Annotated in this window: 25 protein-coding genes; 18 read left to right on the top strand and 7 right to left on the bottom strand. The window is 75.3% G+C overall.

Features of this window, described 5'->3' with window-relative positions; genetic code table 11:
- Positions 1–6 precede the first annotated feature (6 nt).
- The gene (locus tag ACI78S_RS06815) at positions 7–1158 is read right to left on the bottom strand and encodes an acyl-CoA dehydrogenase family protein (RefSeq protein ID WP_456971494.1); all 1152 of its coding nucleotides are present in this window, start codon (positions 1156–1158) and stop codon (positions 7–9) included.
- 93 nt (positions 1159–1251) lie between these two features.
- On the opposite strand from ACI78S_RS06815, the gene ACI78S_RS06810 reads away from it, so the two are divergent.
- The 12 genes from ACI78S_RS06810 to ACI78S_RS06755 all read left to right on the top strand — a co-directional run bounded on the left by ACI78S_RS06810 (position 1252) and on the right by ACI78S_RS06755 (position 11352).
- Positions 1252–1824 carry a TetR/AcrR family transcriptional regulator gene (locus tag ACI78S_RS06810; RefSeq protein ID WP_456971492.1) on the top strand — a complete coding sequence of 191 codons (573 nt, stop codon included), beginning with the start codon at positions 1252–1254 and terminating at the stop codon, positions 1822–1824.
- On the top strand, positions 1821–2285 hold the full coding sequence (locus ACI78S_RS06805; RefSeq protein ID WP_456971490.1) for a GNAT family N-acetyltransferase: 465 nt from the start codon (positions 1821–1823) through the stop codon (positions 2283–2285). Before ACI78S_RS06810 ends, ACI78S_RS06805 begins: the two co-directional genes overlap by 4 nt.
- Positions 2286–2355: 70 nt before the next feature.
- Positions 2356–2904 (top strand): RNA polymerase sigma factor, encoded by a 549-nt coding sequence (locus tag ACI78S_RS06800; RefSeq protein ID WP_456971488.1) that lies wholly within the window; start codon positions 2356–2358, stop codon positions 2902–2904.
- Positions 2901–3896 (top strand): hypothetical protein, encoded by a 996-nt coding sequence (locus ACI78S_RS06795; RefSeq protein WP_456971486.1) that lies wholly within the window; start codon positions 2901–2903, stop codon positions 3894–3896. Before ACI78S_RS06800 ends, ACI78S_RS06795 begins: the two co-directional genes overlap by 4 nt.
- 28 nt (positions 3897–3924) lie before the next feature.
- Positions 3925–4323, top strand: coding sequence for a DUF3224 domain-containing protein (locus ACI78S_RS06790; protein WP_456971484.1), 399 nt, complete (start codon positions 3925–3927; stop codon positions 4321–4323).
- Between the two features lie 21 nt (positions 4324–4344).
- Complete coding sequence (locus tag ACI78S_RS06785; protein WP_456971483.1) at positions 4345–5283, top strand: aldose 1-epimerase family protein; 939 nt, start codon at positions 4345–4347, stop codon at positions 5281–5283.
- Positions 5241–5987, top strand: coding sequence for an MOSC domain-containing protein (locus tag ACI78S_RS06780; protein ID WP_456971481.1), 747 nt, complete (start codon positions 5241–5243; stop codon positions 5985–5987). The genes ACI78S_RS06785 and ACI78S_RS06780 overlap by 43 nt, the downstream gene beginning before the upstream one ends.
- Positions 5988–6203, top strand: a complete 216-nt coding sequence (locus ACI78S_RS06775) for an RNA-binding S4 domain-containing protein (RefSeq protein WP_456971479.1) — start codon at positions 5988–5990, stop codon at positions 6201–6203. It abuts the gene before it with no gap.
- 76 nt (positions 6204–6279) lie between these two features.
- Positions 6280–7944 (top strand): class I adenylate-forming enzyme family protein, encoded by a 1665-nt coding sequence (locus ACI78S_RS06770; protein ID WP_456971477.1) that lies wholly within the window; start codon positions 6280–6282, stop codon positions 7942–7944.
- Between the two features lie 38 nt (positions 7945–7982).
- A complete protein-coding gene (locus ACI78S_RS06765) occupies positions 7983–9410 on the top strand; it encodes an RNB domain-containing ribonuclease (RefSeq protein WP_456971475.1) in 1428 nt (475 codons plus the stop codon).
- On the top strand, positions 9407–10594 hold the full coding sequence (locus tag ACI78S_RS06760) for a pyridoxal phosphate-dependent aminotransferase (protein ID WP_456971473.1): 1188 nt from the start codon (positions 9407–9409) through the stop codon (positions 10592–10594). Before ACI78S_RS06765 ends, ACI78S_RS06760 begins: the two co-directional genes overlap by 4 nt.
- Positions 10591–11352 carry a nitrilase-related carbon-nitrogen hydrolase gene (locus ACI78S_RS06755; RefSeq protein WP_456971471.1) on the top strand — a complete coding sequence of 254 codons (762 nt, stop codon included), beginning with the start codon at positions 10591–10593 and terminating at the stop codon, positions 11350–11352. Before ACI78S_RS06760 ends, ACI78S_RS06755 begins: the two co-directional genes overlap by 4 nt.
- A 43-nt stretch (positions 11353–11395) precedes the next feature.
- Here the strand turns inward: ACI78S_RS06755 and ACI78S_RS06750 are convergent, their stop codons facing one another.
- Positions 11396–12616 carry an acyl-CoA dehydrogenase family protein gene (locus tag ACI78S_RS06750; protein ID WP_456971469.1) on the bottom strand — a complete coding sequence of 407 codons (1221 nt, stop codon included), beginning with the start codon at positions 12614–12616 and terminating at the stop codon, positions 11396–11398.
- A 68-nt stretch (positions 12617–12684) separates the two neighbouring features.
- A complete protein-coding gene (locus ACI78S_RS06745) occupies positions 12685–13524 on the bottom strand; it encodes a DUF2382 domain-containing protein (protein WP_456971467.1) in 840 nt (279 codons plus the stop codon).
- 134 nt (positions 13525–13658) lie between these two features.
- Here ACI78S_RS06745 and ACI78S_RS06740 point away from each other — a divergent pair, with 134 nt between their 5' ends.
- Together ACI78S_RS06740 and ACI78S_RS06735 are read left to right on the top strand one after the other, a co-directional pair.
- Positions 13659–15203: a CYTH and CHAD domain-containing protein gene (locus ACI78S_RS06740; protein ID WP_456971465.1), complete on the top strand. Its 1545-nt coding sequence runs from the start codon at positions 13659–13661 to the stop codon at positions 15201–15203.
- Positions 15204–15259: 56 nt separating this feature from the next.
- Positions 15260–16447, top strand: a complete 1188-nt coding sequence (locus ACI78S_RS06735; protein WP_456971463.1) for a metallophosphoesterase — start codon at positions 15260–15262, stop codon at positions 16445–16447.
- Positions 16448–16466: 19 nt separating this feature from the next.
- On the opposite strand, the gene ACI78S_RS06730 is transcribed toward ACI78S_RS06735, so the two are convergent.
- Positions 16467–17048, bottom strand: coding sequence for a TetR/AcrR family transcriptional regulator (locus ACI78S_RS06730; protein ID WP_456971461.1), 582 nt, complete (start codon positions 17046–17048; stop codon positions 16467–16469).
- A gap of 82 nt (positions 17049–17130) precedes the next feature.
- Positions 17131–18159 carry an ATP-dependent 6-phosphofructokinase gene (locus ACI78S_RS06725; protein WP_456971459.1) on the bottom strand — a complete coding sequence of 343 codons (1029 nt, stop codon included), beginning with the start codon at positions 18157–18159 and terminating at the stop codon, positions 17131–17133.
- A gap of 152 nt (positions 18160–18311) precedes the next feature.
- On the opposite strand from ACI78S_RS06725, the gene ACI78S_RS06720 reads away from it, so the two are divergent.
- The 3 genes from ACI78S_RS06720 to ACI78S_RS06710 all read left to right on the top strand — a co-directional run bounded on the left by ACI78S_RS06720 (position 18312) and on the right by ACI78S_RS06710 (position 19997).
- Positions 18312–19052, top strand: a complete 741-nt coding sequence (locus ACI78S_RS06720; RefSeq protein WP_456971458.1) for a GntR family transcriptional regulator — start codon at positions 18312–18314, stop codon at positions 19050–19052.
- Between the two features lie 25 nt (positions 19053–19077).
- Positions 19078–19542 carry an SRPBCC family protein gene (locus ACI78S_RS06715; protein WP_456971457.1) on the top strand — a complete coding sequence of 155 codons (465 nt, stop codon included), beginning with the start codon at positions 19078–19080 and terminating at the stop codon, positions 19540–19542.
- Positions 19543–19721: 179 nt separating this feature from the next.
- Entirely contained in the window at positions 19722–19997 is a 276-nt protein-coding gene (locus tag ACI78S_RS06710) for a GlsB/YeaQ/YmgE family stress response membrane protein (RefSeq protein WP_456971456.1), read from the top strand.
- Between the two features lie 41 nt (positions 19998–20038).
- On the opposite strand, the gene ACI78S_RS06705 is transcribed toward ACI78S_RS06710, so the two are convergent.
- Entirely contained in the window at positions 20039–20677 is a 639-nt protein-coding gene (locus ACI78S_RS06705) for an MBL fold metallo-hydrolase (protein ID WP_456971455.1), read from the bottom strand.
- Between the two features lie 116 nt (positions 20678–20793).
- Between ACI78S_RS06705 and ACI78S_RS06700 the strand changes: the two genes are divergently transcribed.
- Positions 20794–21024 carry a hypothetical protein gene (locus ACI78S_RS06700; protein ID WP_456971454.1) on the top strand — a complete coding sequence of 77 codons (231 nt, stop codon included), beginning with the start codon at positions 20794–20796 and terminating at the stop codon, positions 21022–21024.
- Positions 21025–21175: 151 nt separating this feature from the next.
- Here ACI78S_RS06700 and ACI78S_RS06695 read toward each other — a convergent pair whose 3' ends face one another.
- Positions 21176–21952 (bottom strand): enoyl-CoA hydratase-related protein, encoded by a 777-nt coding sequence (locus ACI78S_RS06695; protein WP_456971453.1) that lies wholly within the window; start codon positions 21950–21952, stop codon positions 21176–21178.
- Positions 21953–22044 lie beyond the last annotated feature (92 nt).

The raw sequence follows: 22044 nt of genomic DNA, 5'->3' as shown, positions 1-22044 counted from the left end.
GCCGCCTCACGCGGTCGCGGGCACGGCCTCCTTGGCGAGGTGCCGGCCGATGACCATGCGCTGGATCTGGTTGGTGCCCTCGAAGATCTGGAACACCTTCGCCTCGCGCATGTACCGCTCGGCCGGGTGGTCGCGCGTGTAGCCGGCCCCGCCCAGCACCTGGACGGCGTCGGTGGTCACCTTCATCGCCGCGTCCGTCGCCACCAGCTTCGCGATCGACGCCTGCCGCGAGTACGGCTTCCCGGCGTCGCGGCGCCGCGCCGCGGCGAGGTAGGTGGCCCGTGCCGACTCCACCGCGGCGGCCATGTCGGCCAGCAGGAACTGGACGCCCTGGTGCTCGGCGATCCGGCGTCCGAAGGCCTCGCGCTCGACCGCGTAGCCCACGGCGACGTCCAGCGCGGCCTGCGCCAGCCCGACCGCCACCGCCGAGACGCCGAGGCGTCCGGAGTCGAGGGCGGACAGCGCGATGGCCAGGCCGCGGCCGGGCTCGCCGACCAGCCGGTCGGCGGGGACCGGGACGTCGTCGAGCCGGATGGCGGCCGTGTGCGAGGCGGTCAGGCCCATCTTCTGCTCGGGCGGCGCGGGCGCGAACCCGGGCAGGTCGGGGGTGAGGTGGAAGCAGGAGACGCCCTCGGGGGTGCGCAGGAAGGTCGAGTAGAAGTCGGCCTGCCCGCCGTGGGTGACCCATGCCTTCTCGCCGCGCGCCACCCAGCCGTCGTCGGCCGGGGTGGCCGACGCGCGCATCGCCGCGGGGTCGGAGCCCGCGTGCGCCTCCGACAGGCAGTAGGCCCCGAGCAGCTCCCCGCCCACCAGCGCGGGCAGCACGTCCCGCCGCTGCGCCTCGGTGCCGAAGTTGGCGATGGGCGAGCAGGCCAGCGTGTGCACGCTGATCCCCAGGGCTACCGACGCCCACCGGATCGCCAGCTCCTCGAGCACCTGCAGGTACACCTCGTACGGCTGCGCGCCGCCGCCGGCCTCCTGGGGGAACGGCAGGCCGAGCAGCCCCGCCTCGCCGAGGGTGCGGAAGGCCTCGCGGGGGAAGCGCTCCTCGCGCTCGTACTCCGCGGCACGCGGCGCCAGCTCGGCGTCGGCCAGCTCGCGCGTCAGGCCGATCAGGTCCCGCGCCTCGTCCGACGGCAGCTCTCGCTCGACCCGCACGGCACCTTCTCCCCGTCGAGAAACAGTACCGGGGACGATACCCCGGTACTGTCGAGAGTCCAGGCGGCATGCTGTGCCGCCGAGGAGGTGGCCATGACGACGCCGACGATGACGCGCCGGCAGGCGCAGCTGCTCGACCAGCTCGAGGAGCTCTTCCTGGCAGAGGGCTTCGCGCGCTTCACCCTCGAGGACCTCGCCGTCCGGCTGCACTGCTCCAAGAGCACCCTGTACACGCTGGCGCAGAGCAAGGAGCAGCTGGCGCTGCGCGTCGTCCGGCACTTCTTCCGCAAGGCGACCGAGGCCGTCGAGGCGCAGACCCGCACCGAGGCCGACCCCGCGCGGCGGGTCACGGCCTACCTGACCGCCGTCGCCCGCGCGCTGGCCCCGGCGAGCCCGGCGTTCCACCGCGACCTCGACTCCTTCCCGCCCGGCCGGGCGGTCTACGAGCGCAACACCGCGGCGGCCGCCGAGCGGGTGCGGCAGCTGATCGACGAGGGCGTGCGGCAGGGGCGCTTCCGCGAGGTGCACCCGGCGCTGGTCGCCGACACCGTGACGACGCTGATGTTCCGCATCGGCCGGGGTGACACCGCCCGCGCCACCGGGCTGGACGACGCGAGCGCCTACCGCGAGCTGGCCGCCCTGCTGCTGCACGGGATCGTCCTGTGACGCCGCTGCCGGTGGCCTGGGACGACCCCGACGTGCAGCGGCTGGCGGCCGCCCAGCAGGCCGAGCTGCGGGCGCGGTACGACGGGTCCGGTGAGGTGGGCACCCCGCCCTCGGTCGGCGACGTCAGCGTCGCCCTGCTCGTGCGGGACGACGACGGGACGGCGATCGGCTGCGGCGCCCTGCGCGCGCTCGGCGACGGCGTGGCCGAGGTCAAGCGGATGTACGTGGTGCCGGAGGCGCGCGGGCGCGGGGTCTCCAAGGCGGTGCTGGCCGGCCTGGAGGCGGCCGCCCGCGCGCGCGGCTGGACGACGCTGCGGCTGGAGACCGGGCCGCGCCAGCCGGAGGCGATCGGGCTCTACACGCGTGCCGGCTACCGCGAGATCGGCGCCTTCGGGGCCTACGTGGACGACCCGGAGGCCGCCGGTTCGCTGTTCTTCGAGCGGGTGCTCGACCCGGCGTGAACCCGGACCGCCCCACCGGACATGGAAGGGTGTGACCACCTCACCCACCGCAGCCGGGGGCTTACGCGCGGTGCATCCCCCACCCTCCGACGGCGAGCTGATCGCGCGATCCGTCGACGAGCCCGAGTGCTTCGCCGTCCTCTTCGACCGGCACGCCGCCGCCGTGCACCGCTACCTCGGCCGCCGCGTCGGCCAGCTCGCCGACGACCTGCTCAGCGAGACGTTCCTGGTGGCCTTCCGGCGCCGCGCCGCCTACCGCGCCGTGCACGTCGAGGTGCGGCCCTGGCTGATCGGCATCGCGACCAACGTCCTGCGCGGCCACGCGCGCGCCGAGCAGCGCCGCTACCGGGCGCTGGCCCGGCTCGCGGCCGAACCGGAGCACTCCGCCGACGAGCCGGACGACCGGCTCGACGCGCAGGCCCTGCGCGGCGCGCTCGCCGCCGCCCTGGAGGGGCTGGAGCCCCGCGACCGCGACGTGCTGCTGCTCTTCGCCTGGGGGCAGCTCGGCTACGAGGAGATCGCCGCCGTCCTCGACGTGCCGGTGGGCACCGTCCGCTCCCGCCTGAACCGCGCCCGCCGCCGGACCCGCGCCGCGCTGCGCCCGGAGGAGACCCGATGAACGAGATCACCCTGCTCCGCGAGGCCGGGCCCGAGGCGCCGGCCCTGACCCCGGCCACCCGGTCCGCCGCCCGCGCCGCCCTGCTCGACGAGATCGCCGGGCACCCGGTCCGCGCCCGGTCCCGGCGGCGGAGGACGGTCGTCCGCGTCGGCCTCGCGGTCACCGCCGTCGCGGCCGCCTGGACGACGGCGGTGGTCGTCGCCGCGCCCGACGAGCTCGGCCCGCCGCCCGGCAGCGTCACGCTGGTGGCCTTCGAGCCGCCGGCCTTCCCGTTCGCCCTCGACCCGGCACCGGTCGGGCTGACGCCGTCGTACAGCGCCGACCCCGGCGACGTCCGCATCGCGGTCTACCGCTCGCCCGACGAGAGCCAGGGCGTCACCCTGCGGGTCACCCCCGACGAGCCCGACCTGGGCGACACGGCCGCCGAGCGCGAGGTCACCGTCGCGGGCCACGACGCCGAGGTGTTCACCGAGGAGGTCGTGCACGGCGACGGCGACGTCCGGGCGCGCGAGGTGGTGCTCGTCGAGTGGGACGACGACCGCTGGGTGGAGATCAGCGGCCGGGGCCGCTACGGCGACCGCGACGAGCTGCTGGACGTGGCGGACGCGCTGGTCGAACGGCCGCAGCCCGTGCCGCTGCAGGTGCACGTGGCCCCGGCAGGCTGGTCCGTGCTCGCCTACGAGGACGACCGGATCCTGACCCTGGTCGACGACGCCCACGAGGAGCAGACCGTCACGGTCTTCCTGCCGGAGCGGCCGATCCCGGCCGACGAGCTGCTCGGGGAGCTCATGGGCCCGGTGGGCCCCGTGCTCGACGTGTCGGTGAACGGGCGCCCGGCGCAGCTGGTGCGCATCGGCGGCGGCCCGCTCGAGGCGGGCTGGTACCTGCAGGCGCAGTTCCCCGACGGGACGACGTTCGTCGTCCAGGCGCCCGAGGCGTTCACCCGGGAGCAGGTGCTGCGGTTCGCCGGCGAGGTGACCGTCACCCCGTGATGTCGGTGCGGCCCGGCACACTGCCCGCATGGGCACCGTCGTGAGGATCCCGTTCGAGGTCACCGGCTGGGAACCCGAGCCGCTGGAGCTGGGGGAGGCCGGGCCGGTGACCTTCGGGCGGGTGACCCTGCGCAAGACGTTCGCCGGGCCGCTGACCGGCAGCAGCGTCGTCACCATGACCAGCGCCGCCGTGGGGGAGGCGCCGGTCGGCTACGCCGCCCTCGAGCTGGTCACCGGAGAGCTGGAGGGGCGCAGCGGCTCGTTCGTCCTGCAGCACACCGGGGTCGTCGACGGCGAGTGGTCGAGCTCGACCGGCGTGGTGCTGCCCGGAACCGGCACCGGGGACCTGGCCGGCCTGCGCGGGGAGATCACCATCGCGCACGAGGGGTCCGGCGCCGTCCTCACCCTCGACTACGAACTGCCGTGACGTTGTGGTGAGGTGACGGGCGTGCCGATCTCCCCGCGGACATCGCCCGAGTGGCCGGCCACCGAGCCGGCCGAGGCCCGCCTGCTGTGCGACGAGGCGCGGCTCGACGTCGACCTGCGCGGCGGCGGCGTGCGCCGGCTGGTCGTCGGCGGCTGGGACGTGATCGACGGCTACCCGTCCGGGACGGTGCCGCACGGCCGCCGGGGCCACGTGCTCCTGCCGTGGCCCAACCGGCTGCGCGACGGGCGCTGGACCTGGCAGGGCGAGGAGCACCAGCTCGACATCACCTCCGCGCAGCGGCCGGTCGCCATCCACGGCCTGGTCTCGTGGCAGCCGTGGTCGGTGCTCGACCGCAGCGAGGGCGTGCTGTCGGTCGGCACGATCGTCGAGCCGCGGCCCGGCTACCCGTTCCGGCTCGCGGCGGCGGTCGACTACGCCCTCTCCTCCGACCAGCTGGACGTCACGCTGCGGGTGGGCAACGCCGGGCACACCGCCGCCCCGTTCGGCGCCGGCATGCACCCCTACCTGGGCGTCGGCGCCCGCGAGGACGGCGGGTTGGCCGAGGCCGAGCTCACCCTGCCGGCCCGCACGCTCGTGGTGGTCGGCGACGACGGCCTGCCCACCGGCGAGACGCGGCCGTTCGACGGCGCCGTGGGCCGGATCGGCGACCGCCGCTTCGACGACCCGCTCACCGACCTCGCGCGGGAGGACGACGGCTGGGCGCGGGTCCGCCTGGCCGGGCCGGCGGGGGAGCTGACCCTCGCGGTCGACCAGGGCTGGCCGTGGTTGCAGGTGTACAGCGGCGACACCCTGCCCGCCGGGGAGCGCCGGCGCAGCCTCGCCGTCGAGCCGATGACCTGCCCGCCGAACGCCCTGGCCGACGGCGTCGACCTCGTCGTCCTCGAGCCCGGGCGGCAGTGGCGCGGCAGCTGGTCGCTGTCCTGGACGCCGGCGGGCTGAGCGTGCGCGTCGCCGAGCTGTGGCGGTACCCGGTCAAGTCGCTGCAGGGCGAGCGGCTGCCGACGGCGGAGCTCGGCCCGCTCGGCGTCGCCGGCGACCGGCAGTGGGCGCTGTTCGACCTCGACACCGGTTTCGGCCTCACCGCCCGCCGGGTGCCCGACCTGCTCTTCGCCGCGGGCCGGCTGCGCGCCGACGGCGGCGTCGAGGTGGTGCTCCCCGACGGCACCGTGACCGCCGACGACGCGGTCCTGTCCGACTGGGCGGGCCGGCGGATCGGGTTGCGCGCGGCCACCGCCAACGCGCCCCGGTACGAGGGCACCGACGACGACGAGGTCGACGCCTGGTACCCGTGGCGCGGCGCCGCCGAGGCCTTCCACGACAACCCCGACTTCCGGGTCACCCTGGTGTCCACCGGCACCCTCGGCGGCTGGGACCGCCGCCGCTTCCGCGCCAACGTCGTCCTGGACGGCGCGGGCGAGGACGCGCTGGTCGGCACCCGTCGGCGGCTCGGCTCCGCCGTTCTGGAGCTGCGCGAACCGGTGTCGCGCTGCGTCATGGTGACCCGCCCGCAGCCCGGCGGGATCGGCCGCGACACCGGCGTCCTCAAGACCATCCACCGCGAGCGCGGCAGCACCCTGGCCGTCGGCGCGCTGGTGCGCGAGGCCGGCACGGTGGCCGTCGGCGACGAGCTCGGGGAGGCCTGAGTGCGCACCGTCGAGCTGCGCGCGGGCGAGGAGACGATCCGCCTGGGGCAGCTGCTCAAGCTGGTCGACGCCGTGCCCACCGGCGCCCAGGTCAAGGACGTGCTGCTCACCGGCGCCGTGCGGGTCAACGGCGAGCCGGAGGAGCGCCGCGGCCGCCAGCTGCGGCGCGGCGACGTGGTCGCGATCGAGGGCATGGAGGACGTCCGCATCGGGTGAGACCGCCGGTGGACTGTGACCTGGCTCTCGGCTTGTATGGGGCGCGTCCGACACCGCCGTCGAAGGGGAGCCTCCCGTGACCACGTACGACGACCGTCCCTGGCTCGCCCTCTACACCCCCGACCAGGCACCGGACGTCGCCGTCGAGTTCACCGACGCCCTGGCGATGGCCCGCGCCACCGTCGCCGCCCGGCCCGACGACCGCGCGGTGACCTACTTCGACGGCGGCCTGACCTGGCGCGAGCTCGACGAGCTGTCCACCGCGATGGCCGCCGGGCTGCGGGCGCACGGGTTCGAGCGCGGCGACCGGCTGGCCGTCTACCTGCAGAACGTGCCTCAGTTCGTCCTCGCCCTGCTGGCCACCTGGAAGGCCGGCGGGATCATGGTCTCGGTCAACCCGATGAGCCGGGACCGCGAGCTGCGCTACCAGCTGCGCGACTCCGGTGCGAAGGTGCTGCTCTGCCTCGAGTCCCTCTACGGCTCCGTCGCCCGCGGCGTCGTCCCCGACACCGATGTCACCCTGGTGCTCACCACCTCGGAGCTGGAGTTCCAGACCCGGCACGACCCCCGCCTGTTCGCCGGCGTCTCCCGGCAGCGGCACGACGGCACCACCGACCTCACCGAGCTGATCGAGGCGCACCGGGGGCAGGACGTGCCGGAGGTCTCCTACGGCGTGGACGACGTCGCGTTCCTGACCTACACCTCCGGGACGACGGGCACCCCCAAGGGGGCGATGAACACCCACGGCAACGTCTGCTTCACCAGCCAGGTCTACCGGGACTACGTGGGGGTCGGGACGCGGGGCTCGGTGCTCGGGGTCGCGCCCCTGTTCCACATCACCGGGCTGATCGGCCACATCGGCGTCTGCCTGCTCTCCGGGTCGCCGCTGGTGCTGGCCTACCGGTTCGAGCCGCAGGTCGTGCTCGACGCCGTCCGCGAGCACCGGCCGACGTTCACCATCGGCGCGATCACCGTGTTCATCGCGCTGATGAACGCCCCCGGGTTCGCCCGCGAGGACTTCGCGTCGTTCGAGTGGATCTACTCCGGCGGCGCGGCGATCGCGCCGTCCACCGCCGAGGCGTTCGAGAAGGCGACCGGCGTGCCGATCCACAACGCCTACGGCCTGACCGAGACCACCTCGCCCATGACGGCCACGCCGCGCGGTGTCGCCTCCCCGGTCGACCCGGCGTCCGGCGCGTTCTCGGTCGGCGTGCCGGTGAACAACACCGTCGTCCGGATCCTCGACGAGGAGGGCCGGCCGGTGCCGCTCGGCGAGGTCGGCGAGATCTGCGCGAAGGGCCCGCAGGTCGTCCTCGGCTACTGGGGCAAGCCCGACGAGACCGAGCACGCGCTGCCCGGCCGCGAGCTGCGCTCGGGGGACGTCGGCTTCATGACGCCCGAGGGCTGGGTGTTCATCGTCGACCGCAAGAAGGACATGATCAACGCGTCGGGCTACAAGGTGTGGCCGCGCGAGGTCGAGGACGTGCTCTACGAGCACCCGGCGGTGCGCGAGGCGGCCGTCGTCGGCGTCCCCGACGAGTACCGCGGCGAGACGGTGAAGGCCTTCGTCTCCCTGAAGCCCGGCGCCGGGGCGACGCCGGACGAGCTCATCGCGTTCTGCAAGGAGCGGATGGCCGCCTACAAGTACCCGCGGCAGGTCGAGCTGATCGACGAGCTGCCCAAGACGGTGACGGGCAAGATCTTGAGGCGGGAGCTGCGCGAGCAGCCGGCCGGGGGCTGATCGCCGCTCGGTTCCACGTGGAACGCCGGAGGTGGTCGGTGGACCGTCCCGCCCGCCACCCGCTCCGGGTGCCGCACTGGGCGCCCGCCGCGCCGGAGCCGCCGGACTTCGCGGCGATCCGGGCCGAGCTGGGCGTGCCCGAGGAGTTCGACGCGCGCGCGCTGGCCGAGGCCGCCGCCGCGGCCGCCCGCCCGCCCCTGCCCGAGCTCGACGCCACCGGCGTCGAGCTGGTGACCGTCGACCCGCCGGGCAGCCGCGACCTGGACCAGGCGGTGCACCTGGCCGCGCTAGGGACCGGCTACCGGATCACCTACGCCATCGCCGACGTCGCCGCGTTCGTGCGGCCGGGCGGCGCCCTGGACGCCGAGACCCGCCGGCGCGGGCAGACCGTCTACTGCCCCGACCGCCGGACCCCGCTGCACCCACCGGTGCTGAGCGAGGGCGCGGCCAGCCTGCTGCCGGGGCAGGTCACCCCGGCCGTCGTCTGGACGCTCGACCTGGACGCCGACGGCGAGCTGCGCGGCTCCGGGGTGCGCCGGGCCCGCGTGCGCAGCCGCGCCCAGCTGGACTACGCGTCGGTGCAGCGGCAGGCCGACGCCGGGGAGCTGCCGGCCCCCCTGGCGCTGCTGCCGCGGATCGGCCGGCTGCTGCTGGAGCGCGCCGCCGACCGCGGGGCGATCGAGCTGGGCACCCCCGAGCAGGAGGTGCGCCCCGACGGCGACGGCGGCTGGACCCTGGCCTTCCGCGGCGACCTGCCGGTGGAGGCCTGGAACGCGCAGATCTCGCTGCTCACCGGCCGGTGCGCGGCCGGCCTCATGCTCGACGGTGGCGTGGGGCTGCTGCGCACCCTGCCGCCGGCCCGGCCCGAGGACGTCGACCGGCTGCGGTTGCTCGCCCCGGCGCTCGGCGTCGACTGGCCGCCCGGCGCCTCCCCGGGCGCGGTGATCGGCCGCCTGGACGCCGGCGATCCCCGGCAGGCGGCCTTCCTCGAGGAGGCCGCCACGCTGCTGCGCGGCTCCGGCTACACCGCCTTCGACGGCGCGCCGCCGGAGCAGCCGCTGCACGCCGGCGTCGCCGCCCCGTACGCGCACGTCACCGCCCCGCTGCGCCGCCTGGTCGACCGGTTCGCCACCGAGGTCTGCCTCGCCCTGGCGGCCGGCCGGGCCCCCGACGAGCGGCTGCGCGCCGCGCTGCCCGAGCTGCCGGCGCTCATGGCCGCCTCGGACCGGCGCACCCGCGAGGTGGAGCGGGCGGTCGTCGACGCCACCGAGGCCTGGCTGCTGCACGGCCGGGAGGGCACGGTGTTCGCCGGCGTGGCGGTCGACGAGGGGACCGTGGTGCTCGACGCGCTCGCCGTGCGCGCCCGCTGCGCCGGGGCGCTGACGCCCGGCACCCGGGCGCGCGTGCGGCTGGTCGAGGCCGACGTCGCCGCCCGCCGCGTCCGCTTCGAGAAGGTGGTGCCGTGACCCGCGTGCCGTACCTCTCGTCCCGCCTGCAGGGTTTCGGGACCACGATCTTCGCCGAGATGAGCGCCCTGGCCGTCGCCACCGGCTCGGTCAACCTCGGCCAGGGCTTCCCCGACCACCCCGGCCCGCCCGAGGTGCTCGACGTCGCCCGGGCCGCGATCGGCACCGCGCACGACCAGTACCCGCCCGGCCCCGGCATCCCCGAGCTGCGCGCCGCGATCGCCGCGCACGTGCAGCGCTTCCGCGGGCACGCCTACGACCCCGACGCCGAGGTGCTCGTCACCGCCGGCGCCACCGAGGCGCTCGCCGCGGCGCTCATCGCCCTGCTCGAGCCCGGTGACGAGGTCGTGCTGTTCGAGCCGATGTACGACAGCTACCCCGCCGGCGTCGCCATGGCCGGGGGCGTGCTGCGCCCGGTGCCGCTGCGGCCGCCGGCGACCGGTGACGGCGCGTGGTGGTTCGACCCGGCCGAGCTGCGCGCCGCCGTCACCCCGCGCACGAAGCTGCTGCTGCTCAACACACCGCACAACCCCACCGGCAAGGTCTTCACCGCCGAGGAGCTCGCGGCGCTCGCGGCGCTCGCCATGGAGCACGAGCTGCTGGTGCTCACCGACGAGGTCTACGAGCACCTGGTCTTCACCGGGGCCCACCACCGCTCGATCGCCACCCTGCCCGGCATGCGCGAGCGCACCCTCGTGGTCAGCAGCGCCGGCAAGACCTTCAACACCACGGGCTGGAAGATCGGCTGGGTCTGCGGCCCCGCGCCGCTGGTGGCCGCCGTCCGCACCGCCAAGCAGTTCCTCACCTACGTCAACGGCGGGCCGTTCCAGCCGGCGGTCGCCGCGGGGCTGGCGCTGCCCGACGAGTACTTCGCCGGCATCGCCCGCGACCTGGAGTACCGCCGCGACGTCCTGGTGCAGGGCCTGCGCGAGGCCGGGCTGCCGGTCATCAGCCCGGAGGCGACGTACTTCGCCACCGTCGACGTCCGCCCGGTGCAGCCCGACGGCGACGGGCTGGCGTTCTGCCGGTCGCTGCCGGCCCGGGCGGGTGTCGTCGCCGTCCCCACCGTGGTCTTCTACGACCCGGCGCACGCGCACCTGGGCCGGCACCTGGTCCGGTTCGCGTTCTGCAAGCGTGACGAGGTGCTGGGCGAAGCGGTGGAGCGGTTGAGGGGGATGTCATGAGGATCGCGGCGGTGCAGCACGACATCGTGTGGGAGGACCGCGACGCCAACTTCGCGCGGCTGGCCCCGCAGGTGGCCCGGGCGGTGGGCGCGGGCGCGGAGCTGGTGCTGCTCACCGAGACCTTCTCCACCGGCTTCTCCATGACGCCGGGCATCGGCGAGCCCGAGGGCGGGCCGTCGGCGCGGTTCCTGGCCGCGCAGGCCGCCGAGCACGGCGTGTGGGTGGGGGGCACCTGCCCGGAGGTCGCCGCCGACGGCGAGCTCCCCTACAACTCCTTCGTCCTGGCCGGGCCGGACGGGGCGGCGCACCGCTACCGCAAGCTGCACCCCTTCACCCACGCCGGCGAGCACGAGCGGTTCCGGGCGGGGGAGAAGCCGGCGACGGTGGAGATCGGCGGCCTGCGGGTCACCCCGTTCATCTGCTACGACCTGCGCTTCGCCAACGTCTTCTGGGACGCCGCCGCGCACACCGACGTCTACCTGGTGCCGGCCAACTGGCCGAGCCCGCGCCGGCACCACTGGCAGACGCTGCTGCAGGCCCGCGCCATCGAGAACCAGGCGTACGTCGTCGGCTGCAACCGCGTGGGGGTGGCCGGCGACGGCACCGAGCACGTCGGCGACAGCCGGATCGTGAGCCCGACGGGCGAGCTGCTGGCCACCGCGGCCGGCGTGGAGACGATCGTGCTGGCCGACGTCGACGCCGCCGAGGTCGCCGCCACCCGGGACCGCTTCCGCTTCCTCCCCGACCGCCGGGCGTGAGCGGAGTGCCAGGGCGGGGAGAACGCGTCCCTGGCACTCCGCATCAGTCGCGTGCCTTCAGCTCCCGCCGGGCGATGACCATCTCGTGCACCTCGTCGGGGCCGTCGGCGATCTGCAGCAGCCGCGCCTGGGCGTAGAGCGAGGCCAGCGGGGTGTCCTGGCTGACGCCCATGCCGCCGTGCGCCTGGATGGCCCGGTCCACCACGTACTTCGTCACCTCGGGGACGGCGACCTTGATCGCGGCGATCTCGGTGCGGGCGCCCTTGTTGCCCACGGTGTCGATCAGCCACGCGGTCTTGAGCACCAGCAGCCGGGCCTGCTCGATCCGGATCCGCGACTGGGCGATCCAGTGCTGGACGACGCCCTGCTCGGCGACCGGCTTGCCGAAGGCGACCCGCTGCTTGACCCGGTCCACCATCAGGTCCACCGCCCGCTCGGCCATGCCGAGCAGCCGCATGCAGTGGTGGATGCGGCCCGGGCCCAGCCGGGCCTGCGCCAGCGCGAACCCCGAGCCCGGCTCGCCGAGCAGGTTGGCCACCGGCACCCGGACGTCGTCGTAGTGGATCTCGGCGTGCCCGCCGTGCGGGGCGTCGGAGAAGCCGAAGACGCTGGTCGAGCGCTCCACGCTCACGCCGGGGCTGTCCATCGGCACGAGCACCATCGACTGCCGGCGGTGCGGCTCGGCGTCGGGGTCGGTGACGCCCATGACGATCGCGACCCGGCACGAGGAGCTCATCGCCCCCGAGCTCCACCACTTGCGGCCCTGGATGACGTACTCGTCGCCCTCGCGGCGGATCTCGGTGCGGATGTTGGTCGCGTCCGAGGAGGCGACCGCGGGCTCGGTCATCGAGAACACCGACCGGATCTCGCCGGCCAGCAGCGGCTCCAGCCACTCGGTGCGCTGCTGCTCGGTGCCGAACAGCGAGAGCAGCTCCATGTTGCCGGTGTCGGGCGCCGCCGAGTTGACCGCCTCGGGCGCCAGGGCCGGGCTGCGGCCGGTCAGCTCGGCCAGCGGCGCGTACTGCAGGTTGGTCAGCCCGGCGCCGTAGCCGTGCCGCTCGAAGTGCTCGCGCGGCAGGAACAGGTTCCACAGCCCGCGCTCGCGCGCCGAGGCCTTGAGCTCCTCGATCACCGGCGGCCGGTCCCAGCCCGACGTCTGCACCTGGCGGGCGAACACCTCCTCGGCCGGGAGGACCTCCTCGTCGAGGAAGGCCTGCAGGCGGCCGGCGAGCTCGGTGGTGCGGGGATCGGGGGCGAAGTCCACGGGGCGGCTCCCTGGAGGCGTGAGGACGGCGGTGTCCGCCCCGCACGCTAGCCCGGCGCCCCCGCCGCTCAGCCCCCGGTGCGGGGTCCGGCGTCCTGGTCGACGACGATCTGCTCGCGCTGCACCTGGCCGGTCACCTGCTCCTGCCCCTGCACCAGCTCGGTGCGCAGCCGCACCCGCTCGGTGGGCACCACCTCGACGCCGACCACCGGCCGCTCGGCGTGCAGCACGATCTCCAGGTCGTCGTCCCGCCCGCCCGGTCCGCCCGCGGCAGCCGGGGTCTCCACCAGCGACTCGCCGGGACCCGGCTGCGCGCCGTCCAGGGGCACCTCCTCGACCCGGATCTCCTCCCGGCGCACCGGCACGGTGATCTGGACCTCCTCGGTGACCACGTACTTGACGAGCCGGACCCGGCGGGCGGCGACCTGCTCGGTGCCCACGCGCAGCCGCTCCTCGCTGCGCACCATGCCCCCGCCGGCCGGGGGCGCCGGCTCCGCGACGTCCTGCCCGGTCCCCGCGGGGGCCTCGGCAGGCGCCGCGCCGACCGGCGTCAGGCCCGTGTCCCCGCTGGTCCAGGCCGGTTCCCCCACCCCTGCCACGTCCAGGCCGTAGTGCCGGCGCAGCCGCGACTCGTCGTCGGGCGTCAGGTGCCCGCCGGAGCCGACGTCCGGCGCCGAGCGCACGGACTCCCGGGTGACCGGCAGGACGAGCCGGCCGTCGGTGAACGACGCGCTCTGCGCCGGGACGATCGACGTGCGGGTGCCGAACAGGCCGGTGATGAGGGCCACCCAGGAGGGCGTGCCGCTGCGGTCGTCGACGTAGAAGTGCTCGACGGTGCCGATCTTGTCGCCCTGCGCGTCGTAGGCGGTGGCGCCCACGGCCGCGGACACCTCGCGATCGGTCAGCATGGGCCGGCTCCCCTCTGGGCCTGACGATGTCGCCCCCGACGGTGCCCAGCGGTCGGGACCTGCGAACATCGCCCGGGCACCCGGCGGGCACAGGTGGGATCGTCGGGGTACCCCCAGCAGCGAGGAGGCCCCCGGTGCCCGAGGTGCACGTGGAGATCGAGCGCAAGTTCGACGTCGGCGCGGACTTCGCCCTGCCCGACCTGTCCGGCGTCGACGGCGTCACGGCCGTCGACGGCCCGGAGGAGCGCCGGCTCGAGGCGGTCTACCACGACACGCCCGACCTGCGGCTGGCCCGCGCCAGGGTGACGCTGCGCCGGCGCACCGGCGGCCCCGACGCCGGCTGGCACGTGAAGCTGCCGGGTGGGAACGGCGCCCGCCGGGAGCTGCACTCGCCGCTCGGCCGCGCCGCCAAGGTGCCGCCCAAGCGCGTGCAGGAGCCGGTGCTCGGCATCGCCCGGCGGGCGGCTCTCGGACCGGTGGCCACGCTCTCCACGCGCCGGGTGGTCACGCTGCTCCGCGGGGAGGGCGGCGCGGTGCTGGCCGAGGTCGCCGACGACACCGTGACGGCCACGCTCCTGTCGGTCGCGCCCGGCGAGCCGGCCACCGTCGAGGTCTGGCGGGAGCTCGAGGTCGAGCTCGTCGACGGCGACGAGGCGCTGCTGGCCGCCGTGGTGCAGCGGGTCGAGGCCGCCGGCGCCCGCCCGTCGGGGTCGGCGTCCAAGCTGGCCCGTGTGCTGGCGCCGCGGCTGACCGCGCTCGACGGCACGGCCCCCGCGCAGATCCGCAAGCCGAAGAAGGCCACCGCCGGCGAGATCGTCCGCGCCGCGCTGGCCGCCCAGGTGCAGGCCCTGCAGGACGCCGACCTGATGGTGCGCACCGAGCAGGCCGAGGGCGTGCACGACCTGCGGGTCGCCTGCCGCCGGTTGCGCAGCATCCTGGCCGCCTACCGGCCGGTGCTGGCACGCCAGCACACCGACGGGATCCGCGACGAGCTGCGCTGGCTCGGGCAGGAGTTCTCGGGCGCCCGCGACGCCGAGGTGGCGCTGGAGCACCTGCGCGGGCTGGTGCGCGAGCAGCCGGTGGAGCTGGTCCTCGGCCCGGTGGCCGCCCGGCTGCAGCAGGAGGAGGTCAAGGACCACGCGAAGGGCACGGCCGACGCGACCCGGACGCTCCGGTCGGAGCGGTACCTCGCCCTGCGGGACCGGCTCGACGCCCTGGTCGCCGAGCCGCCGTTCACCGGCGAGGCCGACCAGCCGGCCGCCCCCGTGCTGCGCGCCGTCCTGGCGAGGACGGTGCGACGGCTGCGGCGCGACGTGCGGTCGGCCCGCTCCGCCGAGGAGCAGGCCGCGCGCGACCACCTGCTGCACGAGACCCGCAAGGCCGCCAAGCGGGTCCGCTACACCGCGGAGGTCGCCGCGCCCGTCCTCGGCACCGCGGTCGCCGACCTGGTCGGGGTCATGAAGGAGCTCCAGGACGTGCTGGGGGAGCGGCAGGACACCGTGGTCACCCGGGCGGAGTGCCGCCGGCTGGGGCTGGCCGCCTACGCCGCCGGCGAGAACGCGTGGACGTACGGTCGGCTGGAGGCCCTCGAGGAGGCCCGGGCCGACCGCGCCGAGCGCGAGTTCTGGGCATCCTGGCCCGCGTACAAGGCCGCGCTGAAGCAGGCCACCCGCAGGTGACCGCGGCCGCCGCGGTCCCCTCGACCCGCTGAGAGGCTCCGCTGTCCGTCGTCCAGGTGCTGGGTTTCGGCACCGTCCTGCTGCTCGCCGTCGGCATCCTGCACGCGTACCTGTGGTGGCGGCTGGTCCGCAGCACCACCCGCCCCGGCCGGGCCCGCCGGTGGCTGACCCTGCTCACCGTGGTGCTGGCGGTGCTGATGCCGCTGGCGTTCGTGCTGCGCCGGCAGCTCCCGCCTGCCACCGCCGCGCCGCTGGACTGGGTGGCCTACTCCTGGCTGGGCATCGCGTTCTACGCGTTCCTGGCGCTGCTGGCACTGGAGCCGGTGCGGCTGGCCCTGCGCCGGTGGGCCAGGACGCGGCCGGCCGCCGGCCCCGGCGCCGCCGTGCCCGAGACCGTGCCCGACCCCACCCGGCGGCTGGTGCTCGCGCGCGGGCTGGCGCTCACCGCCGGCGCGGTGGCGCTGGGCACCGCGGGCACCGGCGCGTTCCTGGCCAACACCTCGCCGGTGGTCCGCCGGGTGCCGGTGGCGCTGCCCCGGCTGGACCCGGCGCTCGACGGCCTGCGCATCGTCACCTTCTCCGACGTGCACCTGTCGTCCACGTACGGCGGCCGCCGGTTCGAGCGGGTGGTGGAGCTGGTCAACGAGCAGCGCCCGGACGTCGTGGCGATCGTCGGCGACCTGGTCGACGGATCGGTCGACGAGCTGGCCGCGGACGTCGCCCCGCTCGCCGACCTGGTGAGCGAGCAGGGGGTCTACTTCGTCACCGGCAACCACGAGTACTTCGTCGACACCCGGGCCTGGCTGCGCCACCTGCCCCGGCTGGGCATCGACGTGCTGCGCAACGAGCGGGTCGAGATCCGCCGGGGGGCGGCCGCGCTCGACCTGGCCGGCATCGACGACCGGACCGCCGCCTCCTCGGGCGTCGCGGGGCACGGCGCCGACCTCGACGCCGCGCTCGACGGCCGCGACGACAGCCGGGCGGTGGTGCTCATGGCCCACCAGCCGTACATGCTGCCGGTGGCGCGGTCGGCCGGCGTCGACCTGCAGCTGTCGGGCCACACGCACGGTGGTCAGCTGTGGCCGTTCGACGCCGCCATCCGGCTCGACCAGCCGGCGGTGGAGGGGCTGTCGCGGCACGGGGACACCCAGCTCTACGTCACCTCGGGCGTCGGCTTCTGGGGTCCGCCCATGCGGATCGGCGCCCGCCCCGAGGTCACCGTGGTGGAGCTGCGCTCCTCCTGAGGCCCGCCGCGGGCCCTGCTCAGAGCTCGCGCAGCGCGGCGAGGACGTCCTCGGCGACCTCCTCGAGCGGCCGCCGGCCGTCGCCCTCGGCCCAGCGCAGGATGATCTGCGTGTAGGCCGACAGGCTGGCGGTCACCACGACGTCCATCGCGACCGGTGAGCTGCCCGACCGCGTCTCGGCCTTGAGGGCGTCGGAGACCAGCGAGGCGGTGGCCCGCTCGAACTCCGCCGCGCGGTTGCGCAGCCCCGGCGTCGCCACCACGATCCGCCAGCGGTCGAGCAGCTGCGCCCGCTCCTCCGGGCCGTAGTGCGCGATCCAGGCCAGCAGGCCGCTGCGCACCCGCTCCGCCAGCGGCATGTCCGGCGGCTGGGCGGCGAGGACGGCGTCCACCTCGTCCTGCGTCGGGATCGGCATGACGATGTGCTCTTTGCTCTGGTAGTGCGCGTAGAACGTCGGCACCGACACCTTCGCCGCGGCAGCGATGTCGCTGACGCTGACGTGGTCGTAGCCGCGCTCGCGGAACAGGCGCATGCCCGTCTCGTAGAGGCGGGCGTGCGTCTCCTCGCGCTTGCGCTGGCGCCAGTCCGGCGTTCCGGTCACGGGTCGATCGTGCTCTGTGACGGCTGTGGCTGCACAGGTACCCCCGCCGGCCCCTGTCCGACCGGCCGGCCGGACGAGCCGCTCAACCCGTGAAGGCGTGGGTCTCGGCCAGGCGCGACGACGACACCGTCTTCAACCGCGCCACCGCCCGGGCGAGGGGGACCAGCTCGATCTCGGTCCCGCGCAGCGCCACCATCGTGCCGAAGCGGCCCTCGTGGGCGGCCTCCGAGGCGTGCAGGCCGAACCGCGTGGCCAGCACCCGGTCGAAGGAGGTCGGCGTCCCGCCGCGCTGGACGTGGCCCAGGACGGTGGTGCGCACCTCCTTGCCGGTGCGCGCCTCCAGCTCCTCGCCCAGCTGCTGGGCCACGCCGGTGAACCGCTTGTGGCCGTACTCGTCCACGCCGCCGTCGCGGACCAGCATCGTCCCGGGCTTCGGGTGCGCCCCCTCGGCGACCACCCCGATGACGTGGCTGTCGCCGCGGGCGAACCGGTCCTCGACCAGCTTGGCCACCTCGGCGACGTCGAAGGGCTCCTCGGGGACCAGCGTCACGTGCGCCCCGGCGGCGAGGCCGGCGTGCAGCGCGATCCAGCCGGCGTGCCGGCCCATCACCTCGACCAGCAGCACCCGCTGGTGCGACTCGGCCGTGGTGTGCAGCCGGTCGATCATCTCGGTGGCGATGCTGACCGCGGTGTCGAAGCCGAAGGTCAGGTCGGTGCCGTCGATGTCGTTGTCGATGGTCTTCGGGATGCCGACCACCGGGACCCCGGCCTGCGACAGCATGTTCGCCGCGGTGAGCGTGCCCTCGCCGCCGATGGGGATGAGCGCGTCGACGCCGTGGGCGGCCAGCACGTCGGTCATGCGGCCGATGCCGGCGTGCAGCTTCTCGGGGGCCACGCGGGCCGAGCCGAGCGTCGTCCCGCCCCGGGTCAGCAGCCCGTCGACGGCGGGGACGTCGAGCGGCGTCGTCCGGTCCTCGAGCAGGCCGCGCCACCCGTCGCGGAAGCCGAGCACCTCGCTGCCGTGGTGGATCGTCGCCGAGCGGACGACGGAGCGGATGACGGCGTTCAGGCCGGGGCAGTCGCCCCCACCGGTCAGGATGCCGATGCGCACCGGCGGTTCTCCTCGGATAGGGGCCGGGTCGCAGAGGACATTACGTCATGACGACTTCCCGCGTCGGTAGGTCGGGTGAAAATGTCGAGGTGGGACGGACGTCTCATACGACATGACGACCAGACGTCTATGCGTCCAGTACCTTTGGCGCCGTGACGAGCGCGACCACGGGGCCGAAGTACCTGTCGGTCCGCGAGCACCTGCGGCGCCGGGTCCTGGCGCTGCCCGAGCACACCCTGCTCCCCCCGGAGCCGCAGCTGTGCGCCGAGTACGGGGTCAGCCGGATCACCCTGCGCCGCGCCGTCGACGGCCTGGTCGCCGACGGCCACCTGGTGCGCGAGCAGGGGCGCGGCACCTTCGTCACGCGCCCGGCCATGCGGCACGAGTACCGCGAGAGCTTCGTGCACCGGATCGCCGGCTTCGGCTCGGTGATGGCCGAGCAGGGTGCGCAGGTCGGCGTCACCGTGCTCACCCAGCGCGTCGTCCCCGCGCCGCCGTGGGTGGCCGAGCTGCTCGACCTCGCCGTGGCCACGGACGTCGTCGAGCTGGTCCGGCTGCGCAGCGTCGACGGCGCCCCGAACCACGTGGCGCACAGCTTCCTGCCCGCCGCGGCCTACCCGGCGGTGGCCGAGCAGGACTTCAGCGAGGGCTCCCTGTACGAGTACCTGCGCACCGAGTACGGCGCCGACCTCGCGCACGCCCGGATCGTGGTCGACGTCGGCATGGCCGCCCCGGACGAGGCCGAGCTGCTCGACGTCGTCGCCGGCTCGCCGCTGCTGGTGGTGCGCACGACCGTGCACGACAGCGGGGGGCACCCGCTGGTGCACAGCTTCTCCCGCCTGCGACCCGACGTCAGCCAGGTCGAGTTCGAGGTCTCCGTCGGCGGGCGCTGACCGCGCCGTCCGTACGATGGGCGCGATGACGACGGCCAGCGCCAGCCGCGAGGTGCCCTTCCCCCGCGCGACGGTCTGGCAGGCCCTCGCCGTCCTCCAGCCCTACTGCGCGGTGTGCGACGTCTCCTACGTCGTCACCGGCCCGCCCACCGGCGGCACCGGGACGACGTTCGTCTGCGTGCCCGGCCGCCTCGACGACCGCCCGCCCGCCGAGGGGGCTCCCCGCGGCGAGATCGTGGAGTGGGTGCCGCGGGAGGTGGTCGCCACCCGCCTGGACCTGACGCCGGAGACGTGGACGACCCGGATCGAGCTGGCCGACGCCGACGCCGGCGGCACCCGGGTGACCATCACGCTCGCCCACGAGGCCAAGGGCGGCAGCCGGCTGGTCCAGGGCATCCAGCGGCGGGCGCTGCAGCGCATGGTGCGCTCCACCGTGGAGGGCGAGCTGGACAAGCTGCCCGCGCACGTCGCCCAGGTGACCGGGGGCTAACCGTCGGTCATCGACGAGATCGACCCGGCGGTTTGGTCGACATCTGCCTGGCCCTGATCGGGGGAACGGTGCATCCTCGCTGTTCGTAGGGGGTACACGGGGGTCAGAGCACCGGCGCGTGCACCCGGCAGCCTGCCGGGGACGGGGCGCGCACCGGTCCTTCACCCAGAGGAGACACCGTGATCTGGCAGATTCTCGGCCTCATCGTCATCGGCGCCGTCATCGGCGTCCTCGCCCGACTGATCAAGCCCGGCAAGCAGCGGCTGAGCATGCTGGCGACGATCCTGCTCGGCATCGCGGGCGCCGTCATCGGCGGCCTGATCGCCAGCCTCATCGGCACCGGCGACGTCTTCGAGCTGAACATCATCGGCTTCATCATCGCCGTGGTCGCCGCCGTCCTGCTGGTGGGCGTCGCCGAGGGCGTCTCGGGGGGCCGCAACCGCGCCGTCCGGTAACCGCCGCCCGACCCGCTCGGCCGGCTCGCCCCCGCGGACTCCTACAGCTCGACGGAGTCCCCGGGGGCGAGCCGGCTGAAGGGCGTCGGGGTGCCCGGGCCCCGCTCGCCCAGCAGGCCGCCCAGCACACCCAGACCCGTTTCGTTCAGCAGGCCGTCGTGCACGGCGAACGCCTGGTCGGCGTGGACGGCGCGCACGTAGTCGATGACGTCCGCGATCTTCGACCACGGCGCCTGCAGGGGCAGCAGCAGCGTCGCCACCGGCTCGTCGGGCACGGTGAAGGCGTCACCCGGGTGGAAGACCTGGCCTTCGACTAGGAACCCGATGTTCGGGATCCGGGGGATGTCGGGGTGGATCTGCGCGTGCAGCTCGCCGTGCACGGTCACCTCGAAGCCGGCGACCGTCACCGCGTCGCCCTGGCCCACCACGTGCACCCGGGTCCCCAGGCCCTCCAGCTGACCGGCCACCGAGCCGTTGGTCCAGACCTCCAGGCCCGGGTCGGCGTCCATCGCGCGGCGCAGCACGTCGGGCACGAAGTGGTCGGCGTGCTCGTGGGTCACCAGGACGCCGCCGGCGCCGTCGAGCACCGACGGGTCGGTGAAGGCGCCCGGGTCGATGACCAGCCGGCGGTCTCCGTCGCTGAGCAGGACGCAGGCGTGACCGTGCTTGGTGAGCTCCATGAGCGCATCCTGCCCCGGCACCCGGCATCGCGCGCACGCTGGCCGGCTCACCCCTGCGGGGGAGGCGCCCGCGGGCGGCCGTAACCGCCCGGCCCGGCGCTGCCGACCCTTCGGGCATGACGACCCCGACCGTCGCGCCGACCACCCTCCACGCCGCCGCCCGCAGCCGCGCGCACGGCCCCACCGCGGCCCTCTGGCACGCCGTCGAGGTGCACCGGCCGACCGTCGACCTCGACGGCGCCTGCGAGCTCACCCTGTGCGGCGCCCTCGCGCGGATCATGACCGAGACCGCCTGGCCCCCCGCCGCCCGCGACGTCTGCCCGTCCTGCGTCGCCCTGACCCGCTAGCGCGGGCCCTCGGACGCCCTGTCGCCGGGTGGGGTGGGGAGCCCCGGCGGCAGGCGCACTCCCAGGACCCGTCCTCGCTCACCCCTCGCCCGCCGAGGGGTGAGGCGCTGGGCGGGCCTCCTGCCTCGCCGGCCGCCGGCTCCCGGTGCGTTCAGTGCCCGACGAAGCGGGCCGGGCGCTTCTCCAGGAAGGCCTCCACGGCCTCGCGGTGGTCGTCGGTCTGCCCGAGTTCGGTCTGCAGCCGCGCCTCCAGCGCGAGGGTCTCCTCGAGAGGTGCGGTCGCGGCCGTGGCCAGCACGGTCTTCACCGCGCGGTAGGCGGCGGTCGGCCCGGCGGCGAGGCGCGCGGCCAGGGCCAGCGACTCCTCCAGCACCTGCTCCGGCCCGACCACGCGGTGCACCAGGCCCCACTCGGCCGCGGTCTCGGCGGGGAAGGGCTCGGGCAGCAGCAGCAGCTCGGTGGCCCGCGAGACGCCGACGCAGTGCACCAGCCGGGCGGCCAGCGCCGAGTCGCTGGACAGGCCGATGCCGGTGAAGGCGGTGGTGAACTTCGCCCCCCGGGCGGCCACCCGCAGGTCGCCGGCGAGCGCCAGGCCCAGCCCGGCGCCGGCGCACGCGCCGTTGATGCCGACCACGACCGGCACCCGCAGCGCGGCCAGCGCCAGGACCAGCGGGTTGTACTCCTGCTCGACGACGCCCAGCGAGGTCGCCGCGTTCCCGCGCAGCGACTCGACGTGCTCGGCCAGGTCCTGGCCCACGCAGAACGCCCGCCCGGTGCCGGTGAGCAGCACCGCGCGGACGCCGTCGTCGGCGGCGACCTCCCGCACCGCCGCCAGCAGGTCGGTGCGCAGGGCGTGGGACAGGCCCGGCCGCTGCAGTATCAGGGTGGCGACGCCGGCGTCGTCCTCCCGGGTCACGGTGTCGGACATCGTCGTCGTCCCGCCTTCCTCGTCGCCGTCCGTGGGCCAGGCACAGGAGGCCGTGCACACGGTTCCGGGTGCTGATCCGCATGCATAGCCTC

It is taken from the genome of Geodermatophilus sp. SYSU D00815, from assembly GCF_054050035.1.
The sequence above is the reverse complement of the archived record's forward strand: the minus strand, read 5'-3'. Positions and strand labels throughout refer to the sequence as shown.

Bases quoted from the DNA above. Each gene is read 5' to 3' on its own strand.
- ACI78S_RS06810 (WP_456971492.1), top strand. From the start codon at position 1,252: ATGACGACGCCGACGATGACGCGCCGGCAGGCGCAGCTGCTCGACCAG.
- ACI78S_RS06795 (WP_456971486.1), top strand. From the start codon at position 2,901: ATGAACGAGATCACCCTGCTCCGCGAGGCCGGGCCCGAGGCGCCGGCC.
- ACI78S_RS06790 (WP_456971484.1), top strand. From the start codon at position 3,925: ATGGGCACCGTCGTGAGGATCCCGTTCGAGGTCACCGGCTGGGAACCC.
- ACI78S_RS06755 (WP_456971471.1), top strand. From the start codon at position 10,591: ATGAGGATCGCGGCGGTGCAGCACGACATCGTGTGGGAGGACCGCGAC.
- ACI78S_RS06745 (WP_456971467.1), bottom strand. From the start codon at position 13,524: ATGCTGACCGATCGCGAGGTGTCCGCGGCCGTGGGCGCCACCGCCTAC.
- ACI78S_RS06715 (WP_456971457.1), top strand. From the start codon at position 19,078: ATGACGACGGCCAGCGCCAGCCGCGAGGTGCCCTTCCCCCGCGCGACG.
- ACI78S_RS06705 (WP_456971455.1), bottom strand. From the start codon at position 20,677: ATGGAGCTCACCAAGCACGGTCACGCCTGCGTCCTGCTCAGCGACGGA.
- ACI78S_RS06700 (WP_456971454.1), top strand. From the start codon at position 20,794: ATGACGACCCCGACCGTCGCGCCGACCACCCTCCACGCCGCCGCCCGC.
- ACI78S_RS06695 (WP_456971453.1), bottom strand. From the start codon at position 21,952: ATGTCCGACACCGTGACCCGGGAGGACGACGCCGGCGTCGCCACCCTG.